Origin of the sequence: Peribacillus sp. V2I11 (genome assembly GCF_030817135.1) — a bacterium.
Classification (GTDB): Bacteria; Bacillota; Bacilli; order Bacillales; family DSM-1321; genus Peribacillus; species Peribacillus simplex.
The window spans coordinates 4967419-4993699 of record NZ_JAUSYW010000001.1 but is presented as its reverse complement, the minus strand read 5'-3'; the positions used below and the strand labels follow the sequence as shown (position 1 = coordinate 4993699).

Sequence of the window (26281 nt, the reverse complement as noted above, 5' to 3'; positions counted from 1 at the left end):
ATTAAACGGCCACTTCCGTTAATATATCATCAAGCTTACTTTGTAACTGGGATATCCCTACCCTTTCCACAAAATCAAGAAAGGTTTCGGATAGAAGTTTTGTTTCTTTGAAAAATAGGATCAGTTCTTTCAGAACATGATAGAGCTGTTCGGCTTCCACTTTTCCTTTAAGTTTTTCATTGAACTTCCCGCCCTCATTCAGCGTTCCTCCGACGTATATTTCAAAAGCCTCGACCATCTTTTTATCCTGGTTTTTCATTTTTATGCCTTGAAGCCCAATTTCGGCGATGGCTCTTTGACCGCAATTATTCGGACAACCCACCATATGCATCCTTACAGGTACATCGAGATCTATTTCCTTGTCCAATGATTCAGAAATGGTCCTCATTCGGTTTTTTGTTTCAACGAGTGCCAGGTTGCAATACTCGATGCCTGTACAAGAAACAGAATAACCAATGAATTTTTTTGGTTGATATGGAAACTTTTCAAAGATGGATTCCTGCTTTAATTCCTCAAGTTTTGCATCCGGCACATTTGGAATGATAAGATTTTGAGAATTACAGTTGCGGATTTCACCATTTCCATACTTTTTCGCAAGTTCGGCAAACTCGATCACCTCGTCTGGATTTAGACGACCAACTGGTATATTGACTCCAACATAGTTCAGACCATCTTGTTTTTGTTTATGGATGCCGTAGAAATAACCTGCATTCCATCCCTTCACCGCACTTTCACCCTTTTCAGGAAGCGGACCGGTGTACTCCAGCAATTTTTCCTTGAATTGTTCAGGACCCCAATCAGCGACAAGGAATTTCAATCGCGAGCGATGACGTTTTTCACGGTACCCAAAGTCACGGAAAATCGTCGTGATGGCGGCCGCTACTTCGACTGTTTTTTCGGGTAAAATGAATAAGTCAAGTTCTTCTGCCAGCATCGGAACGGAGGATAGCCCACCGCCTACCTTTACGTGAAAACCAACTACCGTTACACCATCAATTACTTTAGTAGCTGGATTGAATGAAACACAGTTGATTTCAGCATTTGAAGCATTATGGATATTAGCACTTATCGACATTTTGTATTTCCTAGGAAGGTTCGAATAGTCTTCGTTAAGGCGGAAATACTCAAATACATCATAAAGTACCTCGCGTGTATCAAAAAGTTCGTCAGGGTCGATGCCTGCCAATGCATTCCCGATGATATTACGTGTGATATCACCACATGCACCGGCCGTAGTCATTCCAACCTTTTCCAAACGGTTTAAGATATCCGGGACTTGTTCGATGGTCAACCAGTGGAATTGAATGGCTTGACGGGTTGTAATGTCATATACATCCCTCCCATAATCTTTAGCGATGTTAGCTAGAGTTATCTGTTGATCATAAGTCAGGATACCTCCGGGAATAACGACACGCATCATCCAGTAACCTGCTTCTTTTGGCCGTTGCAGGTATAGACCTGCCCACTTGAACATATCCCAATTCTCTTTAGGGATGGATTCAAAACCATTTGCAGCGTAATGTGGAATATCATCGAATATCTTCAATCCGTCTTTTTCCAATTTCCAGATTTCCGTTTTATTTTTAGCGATTAGTGGATTTTCCGACCAAAATTTCTCGTAAACCATTACATTTCCTCCTTGATTAGATCGCTTTCTTTGCTGTCAAATAGCCGATTACCTGTTCAACGCACTCTTCAATGCTGTATTGGTCGGATTCTAAAGTGATTTCCGGTTGTTCTGGTTCTTCGTATGGAGAGTCGATTCCGGTAAAATCCTTAATGATTCCTTTACGCGCCTTGTCATAAAGACCTTTTGGATCACGCACTTCGCACTCTTCGATCGGACACTTTATGTATACTTCAATAAACTCCCCTTCATCGAGTAAATCTCGTACAATCTGCCGATCTGCCCTGAAAGGTGATATGAAGGCGGTCAATACGAACTGCCCACTATCCACGAATAACTTGGAAACCTCACCGATTCGCCTAATATTCTCGGTTCGATCCTCTTCAGAAAAACCTAAATCTTTATTTAAACCGTGGCGGATATTATCACCATCCAAAACATAACTTCGAATATTCCGATTATATAACTCTTTAGCGACCGCGTTCGCAATCGTTGATTTTCCAGAACCCGAGAGTCCTGTAAACCATAGAACTGTGCTTTCATGCCCGTTCTGCTTCCGGCGGAGCTCCTTGGTCAATGACATTTCATGCCAAGTGACATTCGTACTTTTACTCATATAATAATCCCCCTCTTCATGTAATCCTTCAATTTATGTCCAATCAGTTATAAACTTCATTCTTTTTTAGACCTTTGATCAACACCTCGATGACTTCTTTACGGCTAAAGGTAGCTGGAGGAATTTCTCCATTACGCAACATTTCCCTTACCTTCGTTCCTGACAGGATGACATGGTCTTCCTTGTCGTGCGGGCAAGTTTTAGCGGAAGCCATATTGCCACATGCTTTACAGTAAAAACTATGTTCAAAGAATAATAGCGTGATCCCTAACTCATCTGCGTTAAAATTCCCAAAGATTTTTTGAGCATCATATGTGCCATAATAATCGCCCACACCAGCATGATCACGTCCGACGATAAAATGGGTGCAACCATAATTTTTACGGACCATCGCATGGAAAATGGCTTCTCTAGGTCCTGCATAACGCATGGCTGCAGGGAAAACTGCAAGGGACACGCGATCCTGGGGATAATATTTTTCAAGCAGCACTTTATAGCTTTCCATTCTTACATCTGCCGGAATGTCATCGGATTTAGTGGCACCTACTAGAGGATTTAAGAATAAGCCGTCGACAATCTCTAATGCTGTTTTTTGAATGTATTCATGTGCACGGTGAACTGGGTTCCTCGTTTGGAAACCGACAACCGTTTCCCAGCCTTTTTCAGCAAAAGCTTTCCTTGTTTCGACTGGGTCCAAATAATGAGCTTGAAATAGCGGACGCTCTATTCTCTTGATCAACTTTATTTCCCCGCCGACATATACATCCCCGCGGTTATATAAATTTTTCACTCCAGGATGCTTCTCATCATCCGTTTGATATACTAATGTCGCTTCCAATTGCTTATCTGGGGTGTAAATATCGGAAACGGATAGAACCCCGTATGTTTCACCTTCATGAGTCAACGTTACTTCTTCACCTATAGTAAGGGTTTCTGCCGTTTCTTCGGTCAAAGGCAGCGTAATCGGGATGCTCCATACATGCCCACTGCTAAGCCTCATATCCTTGACCACTGTCTCATAGTCACTTTTTGTAAAGAATCCTTTAATCGGACTGTAGGCACCAGTGCCTATCAATTCAAGATCACTTAAAGCAATTTCATCGATTTCGATGGACTTTGTTATTTTACTAAAATCATATTTTGGTTCCCAAAGATCGATTAATGTTCCTCCGTGCGGTAAACTGATTGTCATGCTAATTTCCCCCTATGGTTTCTATTTATTTAAGATAAATGCAATCCGCATTCCGTTTTTTGAGCTCCTTGCCAACGGCCTGAGCGTAAATCATCTGCATTGAAGGCAGGTGCCGTACACGTTTTACATCCAATGCTCGGATATCCATTATCATGCAGGATATTATATGGAAGTCCGTTTTTGTGGGCGTAGCGCCAAACATCTTTCCACGTCCATTGTATAAGTGGACATATTTTAACTGACTTGAACTTATTATCCTTATTGATATACTCGGTCAGAGCCCTTGTTTCAGATTGCTCCCTCCGCAGTCCCGAAAGCCAGGCTGTTGCCGTTGAAAGCACATCGGTAAGCGGAATGATTTTACGGATGTTACAGCACTTATTGGAATCACTAAGCCATAATTCATCCCCATACTCCGCTGCTTGTTCCTCAAGCGTCAAGGCAGGTTTCTTCATTTCGATCGAAAGCTTTGGATATCGCTTTTTCACTTGCTCGATCAATTGGTAAGTTTCCTCAAAATGAACATCTGTATCAAGGAAAACTATTTTTGCCGAAGGATTGACCTTCGCCAATAAATCCGTAAGCACGATGCCTTCAATACCAAAACTACAAGCATAAATCAGTTTGTTTCCATAATGGTCATTCGCCCATTGCAGAACTTCCAAAGCACCTTTTGTCTCACTGTCTTCAGGAAATACAGGTAAATCCCCTGTGTTGAAATTGTCATAGTTTATTAATGCAGCCAACTTTGTAGCCCCCTCTAAAAACTTGCTGTATCAGGTTAGAGTAACTGTTGATCGATACCCGTTGTAATCTTCCTCAGTTTTTATGATTCTAGGAAAAAGAGACGAATCTAACCAATACTCTCCTTATATCAGTTAAACCCGCCTCTAGTTTTTCTAGTCAGCAGATACCTTATTTAATTCTTAATTTTTCATTTCTTTCCATTTGAATGATTTTACCATCCTGGACAATAAGTGTAATGGATCCATATTTCATTGAATTAAGCATTTCTTGAAGTCGTTCAAATATTTCTTCAAGCTGATTCTCTTTATCCAAACCAGTTCCTCCTTTAAGAAAATCCGCGAATATTTTATTTTCAACGCTGATTAAATGAATTTCTTAGATTTATATAATTCCATACAACCTTACATTGTTATGGTTTACCTATAATTCTTCAAAAAAACAAAAATCTTTCCATGATGGAAAGATCCCAAGGTAAATATCTTTACCTTATCTTCCAAAATGATCAACATTTTGTTGGAGGTAGCACCTTGCATCCATCATGCAGGTTGCTGGACTTCAAAGGGCCAATTCCCTCCGTCGCTCTGGATAAGTTTTATTATTTTAAATATTAACATATATTTAATCCTTGTCAATGGAGTTTTCTTATAAAATAACTTGGTTTAATATTATGGATGAACTGTTACTTTTATACACACTATTCAAATTATGATTTTATGTTCATATAAATACGAAAATAGACTCTTCTTTTAAGATAAGGTCTCCAAAAAATTAAGTCTATTTTCATAAATAAGCCTATTATTGACGCCTGTCATTACTTGAAAAAATAATTTCTCGAATTCCAGTCCTTTTGTAGAAGGGAATACTTGAAGTCATTAATTTCTTAACTGTATCGCTTCTACAAATTCTTGAACTTGACTCTGGACGCGATCAATTAAATGCAAATCATTAATCGGGTTTTCTGAATTCTGTTTATCTATTTCCTTATCAACAAAATAAATGCCCTGCATCGGCTCGCCTTTTAATATTGAAATTAATGGTTTAAGCGCATAGTCAATCGCCAATAGATGCCTGTTACTTCCACCTATCATGATTGGCAGCACTGGCTTACCCTTAAAAGCACCTTCTGGCAGCAAATCAATCAAGGCTTTCAATACACCTGTATAAGAAGCCTTATAAACCGGTGAACCAATAATGATTCCTCTAGCTGCTTTAATTCTCTCTGAAAGCTTTAAGATATCTTCGCTATTGTATTTCCCTTGGAATAAATCATCTGCTGAGAAATCCGTAATTGAGAAATAAGCTGTGGTAAATCCTTCGTTTTCGACTAATGATTGAATATGTTTTAGTGAAATGTCCGTTCTTGATGGAATAGCAGGACTTCCTGATAAAATTACGATATCGCTCATTTAATACCCCTCCAATGTTACATGATTTCCAGATAAAATCTTCGTAAAGCATTTCGTGCAATATGCATTTATCGTAATAGTCTGAAAAATATAAGTCAAATCTTACACTCGGGTTTAATAAATTCACCAGTTGACTTCATAGACTCTGAATGAAAATAAAACGGTCATATTTGCGGCTTGATGCTCATGCCCTTCAATATGACCGTTTCATTATGTATGATTTTGTTTACCATGAATACCATATACTAAAAGTTGAGCAATGCTCTTAATTCGTTCAGAAGTAAAATATGGTTCCTTTTTTTGTTGATGGATCTCATAATGTGTAGATAATGCCAATGTGAAAGAAATGATCCCTACATTAAATAGGACAATATCAGAGATATATTGTATCTCTCCGCTATCTATTCTCTTCTGTATTTCAATATGCTTGGCATTTGGCTTGAAAATCTGATCTACATATTGCTTTGAAATATCTTGATCGAATTGTGTTTCCCTAAATAATATCGAAAACTGTTCTTTATTTTCAAGAATTTTTTTTATCATGGTGCAAACATGATTCTCCACTAGATCTTCCGTAGAGAGATGGCTTGTCCCATCTTCATATTCCTCTTTTTCATTAGGGGTAATCGTAGCCAATAGCAAATCTTTTTTGCTGTCAAAGTATTTGTAAATAGTAGCTTCGGAAACATTGCATGCTGAGGCAATTTCATTCGTTCTTGTCATGTCAAAACCTTTAGTGGCAAAAAGAGTCCGGGCTACATTTATGATTCGTTCTTTGGTTTGCTGCCCTTTTTTCAAAATATCAACCTTCTTTTTTAAAGATAAGACCGTTTGACCAATCTATTTCCCATGATATCCCGATGGTTTCAATCGGTCAATATTACCTTTGATCTATTAGAATTCAATATTCCCATTTATCATAAATAGAAAACATCGTCTGATTGGGACGATGTTTTTCTATTTAAGAAAATCACTTAAAAGATGCATAGCCATCATCGACCATGACTACACTTCCATTGATCGCATCCGCTTCCTCTAACGATAATAGATAGACGGCATTTGCAATGGCTTCTGGCTTAATTAATTTACCGCGCATTTGACTTGCATTCAATTTATCGATGATTTCCATATCTTTATAGCCTTGAATGATAGGAGTATCAACCCCTCCTGGCGCAATGCCCACTACCCGTATACCATAAGCACCCAATTCCAAAGCTGCTGTCTGTGTCATCATTCTTACAGCGCCTTTAGTCGCCTGATAGGCAAAAGTCCCATGGGAAGCTAAGTAGCCAAACACAGAAGCGGTATTTATAATGACACCCTTGTTACCTAGCTCCTTCATTTTCCGTCCTGCTGCCATGATTCCGAAGGCAACTCCATGCTGGTTCACTCCAATCGTTTTGAAGTAACCCTCCATATCTTGATCGAGGATCATACCGCCTGCACCGATGCCGGCATTATTGAACATGATGTCGATCCTTCCGTATGTTTCCACTGCTTCATTGATTAACGATTCAACATCTTCTTGCTTAGAAACATCCGTTTTAACAAAAATGGCCTCTCCACCATCCGCTGATATCAGTTCAACGGTTTCCTGCCCCATTTCTTCATTAAAATCGGCAACAACGACCTTGTCCCCTTTTGCTGCGAATTTCAAGCATGTTGCTCGGCCAATTCCGCTTGCTCCTCCTGTAATAACTGCAACTCTTGCTGTCATATACATTCCCCTTTTAACGCTAAAAAATTAGTAAGTGTTCACTTATTTTTTTATTATAAAAGTAAAGAATTTTTAATTCAAGCAATATGCATTTTTATAGAGTTAGGAGCATTCAAAAGTAAAGCTGTCCTATTAATAGGACAGCTTCATTTGTTTAGCAGGTTTTCAATTCGGCCTTACTTATGGATGTCTTCACCATATCAATGAAAAGTTGCAGAAAACGATCATCACCCGTTAATTCTGGATGAAACGCACTGACGAGGACATGATCTTGTCTCGCAGCCACTACATTCTCTTCATAAACAGCCAATACTTCAACACCTTCTCCAATTCCATCAGCAAATGGCGCGCGGATGAAAACTGCCTTATAAGGGTCATCAAGTCCTTTGATTGATAGTTCAGCCTCGAAACTATCCTTTTGACGACCAAATCCGTTCCTTTTCACGGAAATGTCCATTAGTCCAAGATAGGCCTTCTCATCGCCAGTCAACTCATTGGCCGCCAATACCATCCCTGCACATGTACCGAAAATTGGTTTTTTATCTTCGAAGAAAGTTTTGACCGGTTCCATAAATCCATAACGATCCATTAGCTTCCTCATCGTCGTGCTTTCTCCGCCTGGAATGATCAAGCCATCGATTTCCAGCAACTGTTCCGGTTTTTTTACTATAATTGCTTGTTCGCCGGCAGCTTTGATTTGGTTCACGTGTTCTTCAACTGCTCCCTGTAATCCCAAAACACCGATAGTTAACATATTACCATCCACGTTCCTGCATCCGTTCTGCCGGAGCTAGTTTGGAAATATCAATTCCTTTCATTGCACTGCCCAACTCTTTGGACAACCGGCCAATCAATTCATAATTGGTGAAATAGGTAGTCGCTTGAACGATTGCCGATGCGAATTTTTCTGGATTTTCAGATTTAAAAATACCAGACCCTACGAAAACGCCATCTGCTCCCAATTCCATCATCAGTGCTGCATCTGCTGGAGTGGCAATTCCGCCAGCTGCAAAGTTAACCACAGGCAATTTACCTGTCCGTTTGATTTCTCTTAAAATTTCATAAGGGGCTCCAATATTTTTTGCCTCTGTCATTAATTCATCATCACTCATGATGCTCACTTTACGAATTTGTGACTGTACCTTTCTCATATGACGCACAGCTTCCACAATATTACCCGTACCTGGTTCTCCTTTTGTACGAAGCATTGATGCCCCTTCACCAATACGGCGTGCGGCTTCGCCTAAATCACGGCAGCCACAAACGAAAGGTACGGTGAAATCACTTTTTAGAATATGGTATTCTTCATCTGCTGGAGTCAGCACTTCACTTTCATCGATATAATCCACTCCCATGGATTCAAGCACCCTTGATTCAACAATATGGCCAATCCTTGCTTTAGCCATGACCGGGATGGACACTGCATTCATTACTTCCTCGACAATTCGCGGATCTGCCATTCTAGCTACCCCGCCAGCCGCACGGATGTCGGAAGGAACCCTTTCCAATGCCATGACAGCGACAGCACCGGATGCTTCTGCGATTTTTGCTTGTTCTGCGTTAATGACGTCCATAATTACGCCACCCTTTTGCATTTGTGCCATTCCTCTTTTTACTATGTCAGTTCCTAATAATTTTTCCATTTCTCTTCCCCCTAATATTTTCATTTTTTAGATTTGTTAGATGTAGTATAAAAAATAGTTGACCACATTGAAAGTGTCAGTTTTAATAAAATTAATGGGGTCAGTAAAATTTATTCTAAAAGGTGGAAACAAAATGAATATGCTTTCTTGTGATTTAAATCGGTTAAGTGAAGTACCTTTGTACGAACAATTATATTCATATATTAAAAAAGAAATCATTGATGGCCGTCTTCTGTACGGCACAAAGCTGCCTTCCAAACGGAAATTGGCAGAGTTCCTTCAAATAAGTCAAAATACTGTCGAAACTGCATATGAACAATTGACTGCTGAAGGATACGTTGAAGTCATACCAAGAAAAGGATACTATATTCAAACATCCGAGGATTTAGAGTATACACAAACTAACCAAGTATCCTTGGAACAAATCAATCATAAAGAAGGGGAATTGCTGTATCATTTTCATCCCAGCCAAATTGACACGGAACACTTCCCATTTGAAAAATGGAGAAAATACACGAAAAGCAAAATCGATGAATCACATCAAGATCTTCTTTTACTGGGGGATTCTCAAGGGGAATATGAATTACGATGTGAAATTGCCCATTATTTGTATCATGCACGTGGTGTACAATGTGTTCCCGAACAGATCATCGTCGGTGCAGGAATGGAAATTTTATTGCAGCAACTTGTCCTTCTATTCGATAAAAATGCCATCTATGGTGTTGAAGATCCTGGGTATCACTTGATTCACCGGATATTACGCAGCTACCCAAATGAAGTCCATCCACTGCAAATTGATGAAGAAGGCGTAAAGGTGAACCAAATTGAAGATTCAAAGATCGACGTCGTGTATGTTACTCCCTCACATCACTTCCCCAATGGGACGATCCTATCCGTTAACAGACGGACTCGATTGTTGAACTGGGCTCAAGGGGCAGCAAACCGCTATATTATCGAAGACGATTATGATAGTGAATTTCGTTATAGTGGAAAAACAATTCCTTCCTTACAAAGTATGGATGCTGGTGATAAGGTGATTTATTTAGGGTCATTTTCAAAATCATTGATGCCATCAATTCGGATCAGTTATATGGTTCTTCCCGCTCCATTGTTACAAATCCATCAACAGGAATTATCTTTTTACCATTCAACCGTTTCTCGGATTGATCAGCATGTATTGACACAGTTCATGAAGGAAGGGGATTTCGAAAAGCATTTGAATCGGATGAGGAAAGTTTACCGTCGCAAGTTGGATAAAGTGATCGATCTGTTTAAACCCCATCAACAAATAAAGATCATTGGTGAACGGTCAGGATTGCATATCGTCCTCATCGTTAAGAACGGCATGGATGAACAGACACTTATTCAGAAGGCAAACGAAGATCATATTAAAATTTATGGACTATCGACATATTCGATCGAAAAAATTGACGAACACCCTCCAAAAATCATATTGGGCTTTGCAGGGATCCCTGAATCCGAATTGGAAAAAGCCATTCACCTTTTATTGACCTCATGGGGTTTATAAAGACAAAAGAAGTTCACTGTGCTTCTTTAAGTTTGTCGAACAAAATGGGGTTCGGAATGGTCTCATCCCGATTCCCTTTCACGATTTTTTGGAATGATTTTAAAGCAAGACTTTTATTTGTGATGAAACCACATTAGGTTGAAGAAATTTGCGACACTCCTGCCGAATGTCTGGAGCGGAGACCCCGCTAGATGCTTGCGGTGAGGAGGCTTGGCAGGAAGACGGAAGAAAGGGAACGGATTCAATATGTGGACCGCAAAATGAATGCTCCGGAGTCCGAACTAATGTGGTGACGGTCGAATAAAGTTCCGTATGACGAAAAAGTGCTTCGGCTAAAAACAACTGAGAAAATAAAAATACTGCAGGCAAACTCGCTTTTCTTCGAGTTTGTCTACAGTCTGAGAATATCACTCTTTTGGATCTTTTTTTAAGTTTTAAATAAATATTGTTCCATCATATCCTTTGGTACCATGCTCCCGCCGGTCGCCCAGATGATATGCGTGGACTGGTTCATTTTATCCAGCAGTTTTTGATCCCTAAGATATTTCCTTCCTTCTGGAGCTGACAAAAGTTGTATCGGACCAAATGCTCCTGCTAGGGCAGATGGCTCTAAATAATGACCTTCCGTCTCTGCCATTTCCCTGAGCAGTTCGAATAACCTTCTATCCTCTATGGTATAGCTGCCGCTTAACATGGTCGTCATCATACTGGAAACCAATGCTGAAGGCCTTCCGACAGCAAGACCATCCGCTTCCGTCTTATTATCGATTCCAAAGTCCTGCACCGAGACTTTGTCATGAAGGCCTGTCATCAATCCGAGCGTCATGCATGGTGAATGTGTCGGCTCTGCAAAAAAACAATGTACATCATCTTCAAAGGCTAACTTGAGCCCATATGTTATTCCACCGGGCCCGCCGCCGACACCACATGGTAAGTACACAAACAATGGGTGATCTTCGTCTACTAGTATGGACATATCTTTCAGTTGTTTCTTCAGGCGCGTTGCAGCCGTCGCATAACCTAGCAGCAGATCCATGGAATTTTCATCATCAATAAAATGGCAATCGGGATCAAGTGATGCTTCTTTACGGCCCCCTTCTACAGCTTTACTATAATCATCTTCATATTCCTTAACAATGACACCAAGACTTGTTAATTTATCCTTTTTCCACTGTTTGGCATCTGCAGACATATGGACCGTTACTTTAAATCCCAGCTTAGCGCTTATTATTCCAATACTCATTCCTAAATTGCCGGTTGAACCGACTGCTATCGAATATTTTGAAAAAAGCTCCTTGTATTCATCACTCGCAAGTATTCCATAATTATCGGTCCGCTTTAAATCACCATGCTTCATTGCAATTTCCTCAGCACGTTTTAAGACCTCATAAATTCCTCCGCGTGCCTTGATGGAACCTGATATAGGTAAATGACTGTCACATTTCAGCAAAAGTTTCCCAGCTATTTTAGTCTCATGGGATTCTTCCAAGTTTTTTTGCATGGAAGGAATCTCGACTAGTGGTGATTCAATGACCCCCTCCATTGGTTCGGTTTCTGGAAAGGCTTTAATTATATAATTGGCAAATCTATTTAATCTTTCTTCAGCCGAATTGACTTGTTCAGCTTGGACGATTGGGTTTTCTTTTTTGTTACCATAATCTGGATTCATCCAGAAGACTTCATTCATCTTTATCACATTATTAAGTATAGGATCTTTTGCTTTCCAATCCATAATCGTTAAACCTTCGATTTTATTCATCTCCACAGCAGTCCCTCCCGGAAATGTAGTATTCATCATCTACTATAACTCAACAAACTGCAATAAAGATTACAATTTTCACTTTTTTACGAATAATCAGCTTAGAAAGTTAAATTCACGTTTAATTTCCCTCGCACACTATTAATAAACCAAATTTCCTCAGCGTTATTAAGGTCAGCCTTTGAAATGGGTTTTTCCTTGATTTCCTTCTTCCTGATCAAGTCTTGACGAAATGTTCCAGCAAGGAGACCTGATTCCACCGGAGGGGTATAGAGGTCACCATTTATCTTCACCACTACATTTCCGTTCGTGAACTCCGTGATGAATCCTTCTTCATTCCAAAGCAGAACATCATGGAAGTCGGGATTATTCATTTGAAAGCCTTCATATACATCACGATTGGTGGTCTTATGAAATAGAAATGGATTTGCACTTGATATTGGAGTTTCAGCCAAGATGGCCGTAAATTCTGAATCAAGGGGCTTGATTGCTTGTCCGGTGACTTCAATTTCACCATTTTCATTAAGTAGTACCCTTACCTTTTGCAACGTCCCATGGTTTAATTCCGCATACTTTTGGAGCCGATCTCTAAGAAACAATTCAGAGAACCGATAATCGAAGTAATCAGCGGATTGTTTCATCCGATCGATATGATCATTCAACAAATAATATTCTCCATCGCTGAGCTTCAACGATTCCAATAGTTTAAAAGCAGGCCTTTCCACCGTCAATAATTTGGCTTTTAAAAATGCTTCGTCATATTCTTCCGATAACTCGGAATCCCAAGTGATTCCCCCGCCTACCCCATACTCGGCTTTCCCAGTTTCCTTATCGATCACGACCGTACGAATCGGCACATTAAAAACGGCTTCGGATTCAGGGGAGATAAACCCGATTGCACCGCAATAAACCTCACGTGGTGAATTCTCGATATCAGCGATGATCTCCATCGTTTTAATTTTAGGTGCCCCTGTTATCGATCCACATGGAAAAAGGGCCTTGAATATATCAATGATTGTTATTCCTGGATTCGTATCGGCTGTAATCGTGGATGTCATTTGCCAAACGGTCGGATATTTTTCAATTGCCTTAAGCTGTGGAACCTTTACGCTTCCTGGTTCTGAAACCATTCCCAAATCATTTCTGAGCAGGTCCACAATCATGTAGTTTTCAGCTTGATTCTTTTCCGAGGCTGCTAACCAGTCTGCATTGAGCTGATCCATTTTCAGTGTCGTTCCCCGCTTTACCGTTCCTTTCATTGGCCGAGTAATCAGCTGACCATCTTCCCAACGGAAAAACAACTCCGGTGAAGCCGATAGGATTCGATGTGTCCCCACATTCAAATATGCACTGTAGTTCGAGCGTTGAGCCCTCTTCAAGCGGTCAAAGAAAGCGAAGTCATCTCCTTCGAACTGGGATTGCAAACGCATCGTATAATTCACTTGATACGTATTGCCTTTCTCGATTTCGGATTTTATCCTTTGAAACCCGGAATGATAAGTATTCGAATCCGTTTCTGATTGCCATTCAGCTAAATTAAAAGCCCCGGTCATTTTTTCAGGTATTTCTTCTTCCGGTTTATCAAAAACCCCGAACCATAATAATGGCATTTTGGCTCCATTTTTTACTTTAAAAGATTTTTCAAAAGCAGGTGCCGCTTCATAGGAAACATATCCGGCAGCATAATGCCCCTGTTCGATAGCTTCCTGGACTTTTTCGAATTGGGGAAGGACATCCTCAATTGAATGGGCGGTGAAAACTTTTTTCGGGTTCGTAAAATATAGAGGCCGGCTGTCACCTTGTTTATCTGTGAAGTGAAATATTAAGGATAAAGGATCTTCTCGTTTCATTACTCTCTCCTAACTTTGTTTATGAAGTCAATCGGTATGTATTTTATAAAAAAGCTTGCAGATACGGAATCTGCAAGCTCATTCTTTGACACTTATTTCATTCCAGTAACCTCTGCAATGATTTCATAAGAACGAAGTCGTGCATCCTGATCATAAATGGCAGAGTTTATAATCATTTCATCCGCCTGTGTTTCATTTAAAAATGCCTGCAACTGCTCTTTTACCTCTTTTGGATTTCCTATAATGGAAGCGTTCAGTTGCTTCATGACAATGGCCTTTTCATATTCTGTCCAAAGGCCTTCCATCGTATCAACTGGAGGAGCAAGTTGACCAGGCGTGTTCCGTATCAAATTCAAGAACTGCTGTTGATAAGATGTAGCAATCCTATGCGCTTCTTCCGTAGTATCAGCTGCAAATACATTGATACCAACCATGACATATGGTTTATCGAGAACGTCGGATGGTTGGAAATTATTGCGGTAACGGGCTAAAGCTGGTTGAGTATTTTCAGGGGAAAAATGGCTTGCAAATGAAAATGGCAATCCCAGCTGTGCTGATAATGCTGCACTGAAGCCGCTTGAACCAAGCAGCCAAATCGGGATATCCTGTCCTTCGCCAGGGATGGCGCGAACACGATTATGTTTAGAATCCGCATCTAAATAGCTACGGAGCTGTGCCAATTGTTCAGGAAAATCCTGACCGTTATTACGTACATCACCACGGAGTGCCATGGCTGTAAATTGGTCGCTTCCAGGAGCACGTCCCAGTCCTAAATCTATTCTACCAGGATACATTGCTTCCAATGTTCCAAATTGTTCTGCGATAACCAGCGGTGCATGATTCGGTAGCATTATGCCTCCGGAACCCACACGAATTCTTTCCGTCCTACCTGCAACATAGCCTATAAGCACGGACGTTGCAGAGCTTGCAATCCCAGGCATGCTATGATGTTCCGCAACCCAGAAACGGTTGTAATTCCATTGCTCCGCTTGTTTGGCTAATTCTACTGTATTTTTAAAAGCTCCCGAAACTGTGCCACCCTCAACAATAGAAGCCAGGTCCAGAACGGAAAAAGAAATGTCGCTAAGTTTTTTTGCATGTTGATCAGCATTCATATCTTCATCTTCTTTCTTTCAATTATGATAAATTGGACGCAAAGCCATCATATAGAAAATGTACACAAAATGCACACAAAATGCTCGAAGGGATTAACTGTTAAGAATTTCCCTGGCAATCAAACGAAACGAATTAAGCCTATCCTCCAACTTATGAGTGATGGTTATCAGCATGATTTCATCTGCTTGATATTTCTTCTGAATCTCCAATAGGCGATACTTCACCTGTGAAGGGGTACCAAAAATCAGTTTTTTATGCATGGTTTCCATCAGTGCTTTTTCTTTTTCAGTCCAATCATGATTCCTTACCTCTTCTATACTTGGAACCTGCTTTCTTTCCCCATGTCCACTTTGAATTTTCCATAGGGTGTTGCTAAGGGCGATTTCTTTCGCAAGTTCCTCCGTTTCTGCGCATATGGCCGAAACCGTAACAATCGTTTTAGGTTCTTTAAGTAACCCTTTTATTTGAAAGTGCTCTCGGTACTGGTGAAAGCTCTGCACTCCATCATTTTCACTCATGAATTCACCAAACGCGTATGCAACACCATTTTCAGCAGCAAGGTGTGCCCTTTTCCCGCTTGTTCCCAATATCCATGGTTCAGGCGGTACCTTTGGGATAGGAGCAGCAGAGACATTTGAAAACGGATGTTCTTTCGGAAAATCATCTCTTAGAAAATTCAACAGTTCTTGAATAAGTTCAGGCATTTTGTAAACATTCTGAAGAAAATTATCGGATAATGCCATCGTTGCTTCGGCAGATCCACCAGGGGCACGCCCCAATCCCATATCAATCCGGCCTGGAAAAAGTGTGGCAAGCATATTATAAGTCTCTGCTATCCGGTATGGCTTATAATGTGGAAGCAGCACTGCCCCTGATCCAATCCGGATATTTTTTGTTTGTGCACCTATATAGCTCATCAAAACCTCTGGAACGGAACAGGCCAATCCCGGCAGATCATGATGTTCAGTTAACCAGATTCTGCTATAACCCAGTCTATCTCCTTCTTGTGCTAGTTGGAGTGAAGCCTGCAAAGCTTCCTGTGCTGATTGTCCAGATGCAATTGGGGATTGATCCAATATGCTCAGTTTCATTTAGTTACCTCCTTTCTTGTCTTTCGTAACTTAATGGTAAATCATAACTAGTCGAAAGTCGCCTGAAACGCTTGCTTTGTTATTTTAGTTTGCTGCCTTTAGCAGAAAATATAAGGAGTTGAATCTATATTGGGGAGTATGAGGTAATAATATATTCTAACGAGGTGTTTGTTTAAATAAATTAATTGGCAAGGTGGCTCAAGGAGACATCACTTATTCTATCGAGGTCTTTTTAGGGATATATGTAAATGAAGAAAAGCCCTTATTAAGGGCCCTTCCTGAGCTATTCACTTTTTTTGAATTGAGATAGTAATTCATCTGCCATTATTTGCGAATCCAAACGAGCTGCTATAAATGGAGGCTGGACCCGATTATTGGACTCTACGGGCAAACCTAGCCAGATAACTCTTTTATCAAATATGATAAAGGAAAAGGAAACAGGTGAACAAATAAAATGATCAGAGTTGATATCAGGGTTTCTTTTTGCTGAAATAATCGTCAATTTCACTGCAGGGTTTCGTTTCAATAAATATTTCTGCCATTCTTCTGACAAACTGTTCAAATCCGGTACAGCGATAACCATCTCTTGTTTTGTTGATTCAATATCTTCCTGAAAGTCCCCCAATTTACGGGCATGCATCCATTGCAATTTCGGGTGCTGGTGTTTAACCCATTTTCCAATGTCTTTCTTTGGTACAATTTGATCATTTTGAATTTGATGATCGACAAGCTGACGAAGTGTTTTGCTGCGATAAACATGTTTGTTAACAAATGAAGTATCACATACATGTACGAACTTTCCTTTCGTCCTTGTTATGGCCACGTTAATGAGCCTTTCACTTTCTCTCCCTGTCAATAACATTCCAGCCCTGTTTTGCGGATAACTATCAACTGTGTCAAAAATCATCATCTCACGTTCACTTCCCTGGAAACGATGTACGGTTGCAGCGATGATATCCGCTGTTTGCCGTTCTTTGTCATATAAGTCATCCAATAGTTTTTCCATCAAGTCTGCCTGAGCACGATATGGGGCGACATAACCAATTGACCTTGCCCCGCCCATATAAGCTTCATGAATCAGTTGAAAAGATAAAAGTAATTGCCATAAATTCATTCTCGAGTGGGATGTCCGTTCAGTGATGCAATATTCCCCTGATAAGCTAGTATCGAGAAGAGCTGCTGCCATATTGGCAAAAGGTTCCGCCAGCATTATGCCCTCCCTGCTAGTCGCAACACTTTTATGATCTCCAACAAAATTGTTATAGACGACACGATTAGTGAATGCTGAAATATCCGGATGCATGCGGCGCTGTTCCTTTAATAGGAATAAATGACGATGAAGTTCTCCCTCTTCAACAGACTGGGCGACACCAGCCCGATGAAAAATGTCTTCCTTTAGCCAAAGTTTCACGAGGGAATCACGAGCCGAAGCAATAGGTGGCAATTGTTTAAAATCACCACAAACGATAATATGCTTGGATAACGCTGCAGCAAAAGCAACCTGTGGTACGTAAGCCATACTCGCTTCGTCCAAAATGACCAGATCATACTCCTTTTGATAAACCGTTTCATCATTTGCGGCTTTAGCCAAGGTCGTCCCGATGACTTTTGCCTCTTTTACGAATTGAATCTCTTTTTGACGGATTTTCTCCAAGACTTTGGACAGTTTTTTCTCTATCTCGATTAATTGATCTGTATCCCTTTTACTGAAGGACCCTGCCAAGTCATGTTTTAATAGACGTTTCTCTTCGCCAAGCTCTTCTTTTTCTTTAAATAATGTAGGTTCATGTTTACCTAATAATTGCCCCGTTACAATATCATCGTGTCTGGCTAGTGATTCACCGATTTGAGATCCATATCGAAGCACATCGCCTTCTTTGAAACGATCTTTCTTTTTAATGAATGCCGAAATTTCAGCCATCAAAACATCGACAGCCTGGTTGCTATGGGACAAAACCAGAACTTTTTTATCTTGTAAATAATGATTGGCTACTGTACGTGCCAATGTATATGTTTTTCCTGTTCCCGGGGGTCCCCAAACAAAAGTGACAGGATTGAACTTCGAGCGGGCATATAATTCTTTTACACTGCTTTGTTTTTCATTTAAAGGATGTTTTTGAGGCATGGACGGATCCATCAGGCGCTTGATCCGAAGCCTTTTCCTTTTGCTTCTTTTGATTTCATCCAAGCGGATAATCAATTGTTCCAGTAATTCCCAGGGGTCATGGTATAAAAAAGCTTCACTGATCATATCGCCTAACGAGCGATCAAAAACAATGATTATACTTTTCCCTTCAGATGAGAGAATCCTTCCATCCTGTTTAATCCCTCCCCATTCCAGTCGAACGAGGGAACCGACAGGGATTTTTATCGATGAACCTGTTTCAAAATAATAGTTGAAAGAACCGTCATCTGTAAGCAGATGGCCGTTCGAAACCAAGTATTTTGTGCTGCCATATTTTTTCAAATGCAGGATTTCAAGTTGAAGTGCCTGCTGCCATTCTTTTATATAATTAACTGTCGAATTCATTTTTCACTTTCCTCACAAAATATGCCATTGTAGTACAAAGAAACTGGCCCACTGGCTGGGCTCCGATGTTGAAATACGCTGTCACCATGACTTTTTCGCGCATTACCTGTTTCTTCAGCATATAAAATAAGGCCCAATCTATAGATTGGGCCTTTCCTACGCCAATGTTTTAACTATAGCATTTTTTATAGCATCCTACCATGGGCTCTTTTGGAAGAATTGGTTTAGATTAGCCTTCTGTCAACTCAGTGAATTGGTCGACCAGATCACTGAAAATCTTCATTGCATTTTCGATCGGATCAGGTTTAGTTAAATCTACGCCTGTTTTCTTAAGCAGCTCCAATGGGAAATCCGAACTTCCGCTTTTCAAGAAAGTCAAATAACTTTCAAGTGTTTTTTGGTCTCCAGAAAGGATCTTATCAGCGATCGTAATGGCTGAAACGTAACCAGTTGCATATTTATAGACATAAAACGGACGATAAAAGTGTGGGATGCGTGACCAGCCATACTTCACTTCTTCATCGAAAATAATTTCATCTCCATTATATGCACGAAATATCGATTCATAAGCTGTATTAAAAACCTCGGCATTTAGAGGTTCATCATTTTCAGCTTTTTCATGTACGGTCTTTTCAAACTCCGCAAACATCACCTGTGTGAAGAATGTCCCTTTAAAACTATCTATGAAATGGTTAAGTAAGTGTTTTTTCTTCTGCACGTCTTTTGTTGTCTTAATTAAATGGCGGATTAACAGGATTTCATTCACAGTGGAAGCGACTTCAGCGACAAAAATGGAATAACCTGCACTTATTTGCGGTTGGTATTTTGAGCTATAGTATGAATGCATGCCATGTCCAGATTCATGTGCAAGTGTAAAAACACTGTCTAAATCATCACGGTGATTTAATAAGATGAAAGGGTGAACACCATAAAGTCCTAAATTGTAAGCACCTGAACGTTTTCCAGGTGTTTCCCTTACGTCGATATATCTTTTTTCCTTAAAGGTTTTCAGGATTGTGATATACTCTTCTCCGAGAGGTTTCAGTGCCTCCACCATCAAAGAAAAACCATCATCGTAAGAAATCTCCTCTTTAGCTCCTTCGACTAATGGTACACTTAAATCATAGGCACGCAATTCTTCTACACCCAGCAATTTTTTTCTTAAATGAATGTATTTATGCATGGGTCCGATATTTTGCTTAGTTGACATAATCAAATTATCATATACCTCTTTTGGAACTTGATCTCCAAATAAGGATTTTTCCAAGGCAGATGGATAATTTCTTAATTTTGAAAGATTCACATTATTCTTGATTGCTGTGGAAAGTGTGGAAGCGATTGTATTCTTCAATTGTACATATGGCTGATAATAGGCGAAATAGGCCTCTTTTCTTTTATCGCGATCATCGTCTTCAATCAATTTGGAATACATTCCTCGCGTTAGCTCTACCCTCTCGCCGTCTTCATTCGTAACTTCCCCAAATTTTATATCAGCATTGTTGATCATCCCGAACGTTTTTTGAGGTGCTGAAAAGGCTTCGCCTATTTGGGAAAGCACCTCTTCTTGTTCTTTCGTTAACACATGGGCTTTATAACGGAAGGAATCCAGTAGATCCTCTTCAAAATATTTCAAACCCTCGATTTCTTTTATGTACCCTTTTAATGTGTGTTCTTCCAGGCTCAAAAGAAACGGCATGAAAAACGCAGAAGCATTACTGATTTTCTGCCCTAACTTACCAGCTCGATCCAGTAATGCTTGTGATGAGGTTACCCGAGTATCCAAATCCGCTTGCAGCATGGCAAATACATAGAGTTTGTTATAAATGTACCCAAGTTCCTCACTTAATCGTAAATACTCGAACAAATCTTGAGCTGACTTAATATGCCCATCATAAATTTTTAATTTTTCTGTCATCTTCAGAACTTCTTGATAATCTTTTTCCCAGTTAGCCTGATCATCGTAAATATCCTTTAAGTTCCATGTTTCTTCTATTTTTATTTCGTCACGTGATTTAAACGTTTGCATGTTTCCTGCACTTCCTTTCATGCTTATAGGCTTACCCTTTATTATAATCGACTTTCAGAAAAATCTGCATAGAAAAACCAGTATGCTAAAAATACATACTGGTTTTCCCTTTTAATATTTAGAATTTTGCTGCAGTTTCAGCTACTTTTGCCAATCCTTCTGCAACGATATCCTGTGAGCGATCTGGGTACTGATTATGTCCCTCGATTACGACTGTTTCTGGGTTTGTTATGCCCCATAAGTTTAAATTCATCGTTACGTATTTCTCTGCCATTTCGCCAGCATCCATTCCAGGCAATGCATAATCAGATCCGCGTGCATTTAGTAAAGCCACTTTTTTACCTCCAGCTAAGCCGACTGGGCCTTCAGCTGTATATTTGAATGTTGTTCCAGCTTGAGCAAGATAAGAAATATAAGTCACCAATGGTGCCGGAACCGTTGCGTTCCATAGCGGGAAGGCAAAGACTACTTTATCGGAAGCAAGGAATTGATTCAAGTATTGTTGCACGATATCGGCAATCTCCACTTCTTCTTCAGTCAATTCCATACCTTGGCTGCGTTTATATAGGGCAGTAATTGCTGTATTTCCGTAGTAAGGTAAGTTCAGTTTAAATAAATCCAATTCAGTTATTTCATCGTTACTATTTGCTTCCTTATATGTGTTCAAAAACGTTTCATACATTTTGACACTAATAGCTTGATCCGCTGGGCGGTCATTTGATTTAACAAATAATACTTTAGACATTTTTGTTCCCCCAATTGTTAATTTTGTATGTTTTTATAAAAATAGCATTTAATCCATATATCTTGAATTAACTGCAATTGCTACTTTCACATTATAAAACTGAAAATCCAATAAGGCAAGAGATATGTTTTTTATTTTCAAATGTACATTTCAGGAATTTGCGCCAATGGATTTTTTATCCCCGACGCCTTCCAGTAAGACGCGGAAAAAAACCGAGAGCAATATGCCCTCGGTTAAGTTAACTCTTTATGCTGGAAGGGACACTTACCTTTTATCGGTTCTATATCATCCCCAATGAAAAATTGTTTCCATTCATTATGATTTACATCTCCAAAGTGACTGATATCAGGATGTTTAGGAAGGTTATCCCATTTCTCAACTCGTTCACGAACCTTTTCACGCGACATGATTCCGCCTTTTTCCGTTCCTTCCAAGCCTTCAAAAATCATCCGGGGTTGGAATCCAAGTACAAGGCTATTTCCTAAATCGCGGGTTTTACGCTGTTTATAAGCAGGTGCATTACCAAATACAAAGATTGGTTCCCCTGCAAAATGATAGTCCCATAAATAATGCTCGGGATCTTTCGGCTTTTCAATTGGCCAAGGTTTTTCATCCGCTTTATGCAGGTATTGCAGAATATCCCAAAACCTTTTACGGTAAAATTCTATATCACCCTCTATCGATTCAGGCTCCATAAAGACGAAAAGGCCGTGCCTGATATATGGTGGTTCCTGAAATAAATCAAGAAAGCTTTCCACTGCTTTTGGGAGATTGGACCAATCTTCCTGTGTGATGTAAGCATAACGAAGTTCCCCTTTATTTTCAGCTTTCATACCAAAATAACAAGGAAAGGTTTTATCGGTCACTGTATTATGGAATGTTTGATATTCCTTAATTAGCCATTGCGGCACTCGATCGGGATTAGTCATATCTTCTTTTGTTAACAAACTTGAATTAGCAGTCAGCATCATATTTCTCCTTAAATCGTTTTATATATGTTACCCGCTTTAAATAAACTAAAACTTCTTCGAACCGCAAATCAACTCAATCCGTTGCATCCCATATAATTATTTCCTTATATAAGAGTTTATGACTGCCTCCGGGTTCATCGGGATACCAATAAAAAAACATTCGAACTGCATGTTAATCATTTTCTTTACATTAGGATAACCTAAGAAAAAAATAGGAGTGATGCTTAATGGCAAGGAGAAGAAAAATTCTAGTATCTGAAGCGCGAAAAGGACTTAATGATTTAAAAGCCAAAGTTGCTGGTACAAAGTATCCCGAAGAGGCAAAGTTTGAGGTAGCAAAAGAAATTGGCGTACCGCTGAAAAAAGACTATAACGGTGAGCTGACATCCAAGCAGAATGGAAAAATAGGCGGAAAGTTAGGCGGAGGTATGGTCAAGGAACTTATAAAGATGGCACAGGAAAACTTAGGAAAAAAACATTAACCAGAGTCCTCTGAGTCCCGGTTGGTATTGCTCCTTCAAAGGATCATATATCGAAACGAATTGACTGAACGAAAAACTTTGGGAATTAACACGTTGGAAGGCAATTATTACAACGCAAAAAAGCCAACCTTTATGGGCTGGCTTTTTTAGTATTAATTAATTCTCACGGGTGAAACTCTTGAAACTACTGACATTATTAATTCCTCCGACATCGGGTAATTAGAGGCAGCTGGATCCGTCATTACTGCTTTAAGAATCCCTTCCATATTTGACTGGTTAATTCCATAGGCTTGAAAGTCGGAGGGCATCCCAAGATCAGATAGGAAAACACGGAGCTTTTCTACCACTTTCGCTAAGATCCCTTTTGAATCTTCATCATGTATTTTCACACTGAAGGCTTCGGCTATCATATGGACCTTTGGAAGATATAAATCCGGGGTTGATTCCATGACGACCGGTAATAATACAGCATTGGCCAATCCATGGGGTATACGGAATAAAGCCCCATATGCGTGGGCAAAGTTATGAACCGGAATCGCATTCAATGCACTACAAAATGCAGTGATTCCCATCATGCTTCCATGCAGCATTTCCATTCTGGCCTCAATATTCGTTCCGTCCTTTACGGCCCTCGGTAAATTCCTTTCAATAACTCGAATGGCCTGAAATGCATATGCATCGGTTATTGATGTCGCTGCAGGTGAAACGATCGCTTCAATTGCGTGAGTCAATGCATCTGCACCAGTAAACGCCGTAATATCATTTGGCAGTCCGACTGTTAACTCGGGATCTAGAATGGCAACATCCGAACTTAAAAAAACATTGTATATATTCATTTTGACTTTTTTATGTTCATTATATATGACTGCGATCGGGGATACTTCAGAACCGGTTCCTGCTGTTGTGGCTACGGAAATATGCGGGATATTCATAGATTGGGCCTTTGGAAAACCCTCATACAGATAACCGCTTGGTATCGAATCATTAATATCTGTAATTCCTTTATATAATCCGAATTTCAATGCTTTTGCGGTATCAATAACACTCCCTCCACCAATGGCAAGTATGGCATCGGCATTCACTTCGCGTGCATATTTCAATGCTTCGTTTACACATTCACTCGCTGCGTCTTGTGTAACACCCAGAAACTTTCCAACTATTTCAGCTCTGGCACCTAATTTCGGCTGCTCAAAAGTTTCGGCAACTTTTTTAACGACACCTGCATTTTCCAAGCCCGCATCACTCACGAGTAGAATCCTTTTTGCCCCGAGACCATTGAATAGGTCCGGAATGAGTGAACGAGTGTTAGTGCCACTGTAAACCGAAGACCTTAACCAAAAATTCGAATGAACGTTTACCTTCATAAAATTTCACCTCGGATATATTAGTCTATATTCGCATTTTAGGATTGTTCATACCCTGCTACCAAGTTCCTGATGGCCATTCATTAACAATTGTCAACTGGATAGAAAGCTTGTCTCTTGTATCGGCTTTACAAAACCCCATATTCCTTTTCGTTACTTTGATAGATCTCTTCAATCCTCTTTCCTTTTGCCCTCGCTAAAATCTCCATCCGCACGGATAATTGTTTCATGGTAAAATTCAATATGGCTTGTTGGTCATTACCAAATGGATTTCCTAACCGATCATATCCCTCCGTATTTAACGCGATGGCCAGTGGTGAAAGTTCCTCCATTCTCTTTTCAACCTGTTTAAAGATATGAGGATGTTCACTGATGATTCTCTGCAGCAGGAAGGTCCCATAAGCAATATGGCGTGATTCATCCTTCTTCAAAAGACCCACGCCTTTTAATAGACCAGGCATCATTTTATTAGCTTCAAGAGTCTGATAAAACCCAAAATATCCAGTTTCTGCAAGAACACCCTCGGTAAACATATTATAAACAGTAGCTGCTTCTGCCAATGCTTCAGGGGATTGATCGGATAAAAGTTTCTCCATCGCTTCAGGCAATATTTCATAAAAAATCGATTTATATGTTTCTGAGTGATAAACCGTCAAATCACCCGTTTCACCAATTTGATCTAATGTATAACGAAAGAACTCCATATGCTTCGCTTCCTCGAACAAAAATGTCGTTAAGTACATTTCTTCTTCGATCCTGCCTTCTTTGGCTATCGTCATGATGAGGGGAAGCAAATCCAAAGTCACCGCTTCTTCCCCGCCCTGAAAAAGGGAAATGATCCGTAATAACACTTCCCTTTCAATATCAGTAAATGACTTCCAATCTTCTTTATCCTGGCTAAAATCAATGTCACGAGGATTCCATATACCGAATTTCTTTGCCTTTTGATAAAGTTTAAAAGGTAGGGTATCTTCTCTAAAACTGCGGCTGGTTGTCGATAAATACTTTCTTTTCATGGTAATGCCTCCTTGAAATTATGAACTTTAAACTTTTGAATCTCTAAGGAATTGAATTCTTAAATTTGTAAGAGTTTTCATTATATTGTAAGATATTAGTAGCATTTATCCTAGTACTGAAAATGTAGGGAGGAATAAAGTCGAATGCTTGAGGAAACTCTGATGAATCATGTAAAAAAGATTTCCCATCAAAAAGATATGGCAAATAAATCACAAATGATCGTAAAGGGTTGTGTGGATTTTTTTTCATTTCAACGAGCATCTTTATTCAGTTACTCATGTTTAACAGGAATGGGTGAAGGAATATGTGCATGTACAAGTGAAAATACCTTTTCATTACATAATGTTAATGAAAATATTCATGATATATACCCCATCCACCAAGCAGTCATCCATAACAAACCCATATACTTAACCATCCAACATGCGAAATCCTCCATCCCTGCAAAATACGTTAAAAGATTTTCCATTTCTTCATTGGCAATCATTCCGATAATTGTGAATGACATGGCCATCGGTTTAGTGTTGGTTGACCCCATTCACGCAAACGAGCCTGTTACCAAGAATGATTTAATGAAGCTTTCCTATTATTTGGAATTGGCTGTCGGTTCGACATTGGATTCTGCCCCTCCCACTTACCTTCTAAGCAAACGTGAATTGGAGGTCCTTCAATATTTAGCCAATGGATTAGGATTAAAGCAAATGGCACCAAAAATGAGCGTCAGTGAATTTACCGTCAGAGATCATATTTCTTCCGCTATCAGGAAATTGGGAGTGAATCACCGGACCGAGGCCGTCGCGGTTGCCATAAGACACAAAATGATTATTTGAAAACAAAAAAAACCTTCAAAGAAG

At 39.8% G+C, this 26281-nt stretch carries 23 protein-coding genes and 1 riboswitch; of the genes, 3 read left to right on the top strand and 20 right to left on the bottom strand.

Annotated elements, in window-relative coordinates:
* Position 1 precedes the first annotated feature (1 nt).
* From QFZ73_RS24405 to pdxS, 10 genes are all read right to left on the bottom strand, one after another.
* The gene (locus tag QFZ73_RS24405) at positions 2-1627 is read right to left on the bottom strand and encodes a nitrite/sulfite reductase (RefSeq protein WP_307271723.1); all 1626 of its coding nucleotides are present in this window, start codon (positions 1625-1627) and stop codon (positions 2-4) included.
* Positions 1628-1643: 16 nt separating this feature from the next.
* Positions 1644-2243 carry an adenylyl-sulfate kinase gene (gene cysC / locus QFZ73_RS24400; RefSeq protein WP_251436067.1) on the bottom strand — a complete coding sequence of 200 codons (600 nt, stop codon included), beginning with the start codon at positions 2241-2243 and terminating at the stop codon, positions 1644-1646.
* A 43-nt stretch (positions 2244-2286) separates the two neighbouring features.
* A complete protein-coding gene (sat, locus tag QFZ73_RS24395) occupies positions 2287-3435 on the bottom strand; it encodes a sulfate adenylyltransferase (RefSeq protein WP_251436069.1) in 1149 nt (382 codons plus the stop codon).
* A 29-nt stretch (positions 3436-3464) separates the two neighbouring features.
* Entirely contained in the window at positions 3465-4169 is a 705-nt protein-coding gene (locus QFZ73_RS24390; RefSeq protein ID WP_373459033.1) for a phosphoadenylyl-sulfate reductase, read from the bottom strand.
* A 181-nt stretch (positions 4170-4350) separates the two neighbouring features.
* Positions 4351-4494 carry a YezD family protein gene (locus QFZ73_RS24385; RefSeq protein WP_072273036.1) on the bottom strand — a complete coding sequence of 48 codons (144 nt, stop codon included), beginning with the start codon at positions 4492-4494 and terminating at the stop codon, positions 4351-4353.
* Positions 4495-4665: 171 nt separating this feature from the next.
* Positions 4666-4774, bottom strand: a riboswitch (SAM riboswitch).
* Positions 4775-5054: 280 nt separating this feature from the next.
* The gene (gene ssuE, locus QFZ73_RS24380) at positions 5055-5588 is read right to left on the bottom strand and encodes an NADPH-dependent FMN reductase (RefSeq protein WP_307271711.1); all 534 of its coding nucleotides are present in this window, start codon (positions 5586-5588) and stop codon (positions 5055-5057) included.
* A gap of 210 nt (positions 5589-5798) precedes the next feature.
* Entirely contained in the window at positions 5799-6386 is a 588-nt protein-coding gene (locus QFZ73_RS24375; protein ID WP_307271708.1) for a TetR/AcrR family transcriptional regulator, read from the bottom strand.
* Between the two features lie 172 nt (positions 6387-6558).
* Complete coding sequence (locus QFZ73_RS24370; protein ID WP_307271704.1) at positions 6559-7305, bottom strand: SDR family NAD(P)-dependent oxidoreductase; 747 nt, start codon at positions 7303-7305, stop codon at positions 6559-6561.
* Between the two features lie 154 nt (positions 7306-7459).
* Positions 7460-8059: a pyridoxal 5'-phosphate synthase glutaminase subunit PdxT gene (pdxT, locus tag QFZ73_RS24365; protein WP_307273041.1), complete on the bottom strand. Its 600-nt coding sequence runs from the start codon at positions 8057-8059 to the stop codon at positions 7460-7462.
* Between the two features lies 1 nt (position 8060).
* A complete protein-coding gene (gene pdxS, locus QFZ73_RS24360; protein WP_307271702.1) occupies positions 8061-8948 on the bottom strand; it encodes a pyridoxal 5'-phosphate synthase lyase subunit PdxS in 888 nt (295 codons plus the stop codon).
* A 133-nt stretch (positions 8949-9081) separates the two neighbouring features.
* Here pdxS and pdxR point away from each other — a divergent pair, with 133 nt between their 5' ends.
* On the top strand, positions 9082-10476 hold the full coding sequence (gene pdxR, locus QFZ73_RS24355; RefSeq protein ID WP_307271699.1) for a MocR-like pyridoxine biosynthesis transcription factor PdxR: 1395 nt from the start codon (positions 9082-9084) through the stop codon (positions 10474-10476).
* 427 nt (positions 10477-10903) lie between these two features.
* Here the strand turns inward: pdxR and QFZ73_RS24350 are convergent, their stop codons facing one another.
* The 8 genes from QFZ73_RS24350 to QFZ73_RS24315 all read right to left on the bottom strand — a co-directional run bounded on the left by QFZ73_RS24350 (position 10904) and on the right by QFZ73_RS24315 (position 22561).
* On the bottom strand, positions 10904-12235 hold the full coding sequence (locus tag QFZ73_RS24350) for a D-serine ammonia-lyase (RefSeq protein ID WP_307273037.1): 1332 nt from the start codon (positions 12233-12235) through the stop codon (positions 10904-10906).
* Positions 12236-12336: 101 nt separating this feature from the next.
* Positions 12337-14085: an aminodeoxychorismate synthase component I gene (gene pabB / locus QFZ73_RS24345; RefSeq protein WP_251436085.1), complete on the bottom strand. Its 1749-nt coding sequence runs from the start codon at positions 14083-14085 to the stop codon at positions 12337-12339.
* A gap of 92 nt (positions 14086-14177) precedes the next feature.
* Entirely contained in the window at positions 14178-15200 is a 1023-nt protein-coding gene (locus tag QFZ73_RS24340; protein WP_251436087.1) for an LLM class flavin-dependent oxidoreductase, read from the bottom strand.
* Between the two features lie 93 nt (positions 15201-15293).
* Complete coding sequence (locus tag QFZ73_RS24335) at positions 15294-16292, bottom strand: LLM class flavin-dependent oxidoreductase (protein WP_307271694.1); 999 nt, start codon at positions 16290-16292, stop codon at positions 15294-15296.
* 283 nt (positions 16293-16575) lie between these two features.
* Positions 16576-18822, bottom strand: coding sequence for an AAA domain-containing protein (locus tag QFZ73_RS24330; RefSeq protein ID WP_251436092.1), 2247 nt, complete (start codon positions 18820-18822; stop codon positions 16576-16578).
* Between the two features lie 229 nt (positions 18823-19051).
* A complete protein-coding gene (gene pepF, locus QFZ73_RS24325; protein ID WP_251436095.1) occupies positions 19052-20848 on the bottom strand; it encodes an oligoendopeptidase F in 1797 nt (598 codons plus the stop codon).
* Between the two features lie 118 nt (positions 20849-20966).
* A complete protein-coding gene (locus QFZ73_RS24320; RefSeq protein ID WP_251436098.1) occupies positions 20967-21593 on the bottom strand; it encodes an FMN-dependent NADH-azoreductase in 627 nt (208 codons plus the stop codon).
* Between the two features lie 233 nt (positions 21594-21826).
* Positions 21827-22561, bottom strand: a complete 735-nt coding sequence (locus QFZ73_RS24315; protein WP_307271689.1) for a YqcI/YcgG family protein — start codon at positions 22559-22561, stop codon at positions 21827-21829.
* Positions 22562-22791: 230 nt separating this feature from the next.
* Here QFZ73_RS24315 and QFZ73_RS24310 point away from each other — a divergent pair, with 230 nt between their 5' ends.
* The gene (locus QFZ73_RS24310; RefSeq protein ID WP_307271686.1) at positions 22792-23046 is read left to right on the top strand and encodes an alpha/beta-type small acid-soluble spore protein; all 255 of its coding nucleotides are present in this window, start codon (positions 22792-22794) and stop codon (positions 23044-23046) included.
* Positions 23047-23198: 152 nt separating this feature from the next.
* On the opposite strand, the gene QFZ73_RS24305 is transcribed toward QFZ73_RS24310, so the two are convergent.
* Both QFZ73_RS24305 and QFZ73_RS24300 read right to left on the bottom strand, forming a co-directional pair.
* Positions 23199-24410 (bottom strand): iron-containing alcohol dehydrogenase, encoded by a 1212-nt coding sequence (locus QFZ73_RS24305; protein ID WP_307271685.1) that lies wholly within the window; start codon positions 24408-24410, stop codon positions 23199-23201.
* A gap of 128 nt (positions 24411-24538) precedes the next feature.
* Complete coding sequence (locus QFZ73_RS24300) at positions 24539-25426, bottom strand: R2-like ligand-binding oxidase (RefSeq protein ID WP_307271681.1); 888 nt, start codon at positions 25424-25426, stop codon at positions 24539-24541.
* Positions 25427-25570: 144 nt separating this feature from the next.
* On the opposite strand from QFZ73_RS24300, the gene QFZ73_RS24295 reads away from it, so the two are divergent.
* Complete coding sequence (locus tag QFZ73_RS24295; RefSeq protein WP_307271677.1) at positions 25571-26257, top strand: response regulator transcription factor; 687 nt, start codon at positions 25571-25573, stop codon at positions 26255-26257.
* Positions 26258-26281: the final 24 nt, after the last annotated feature.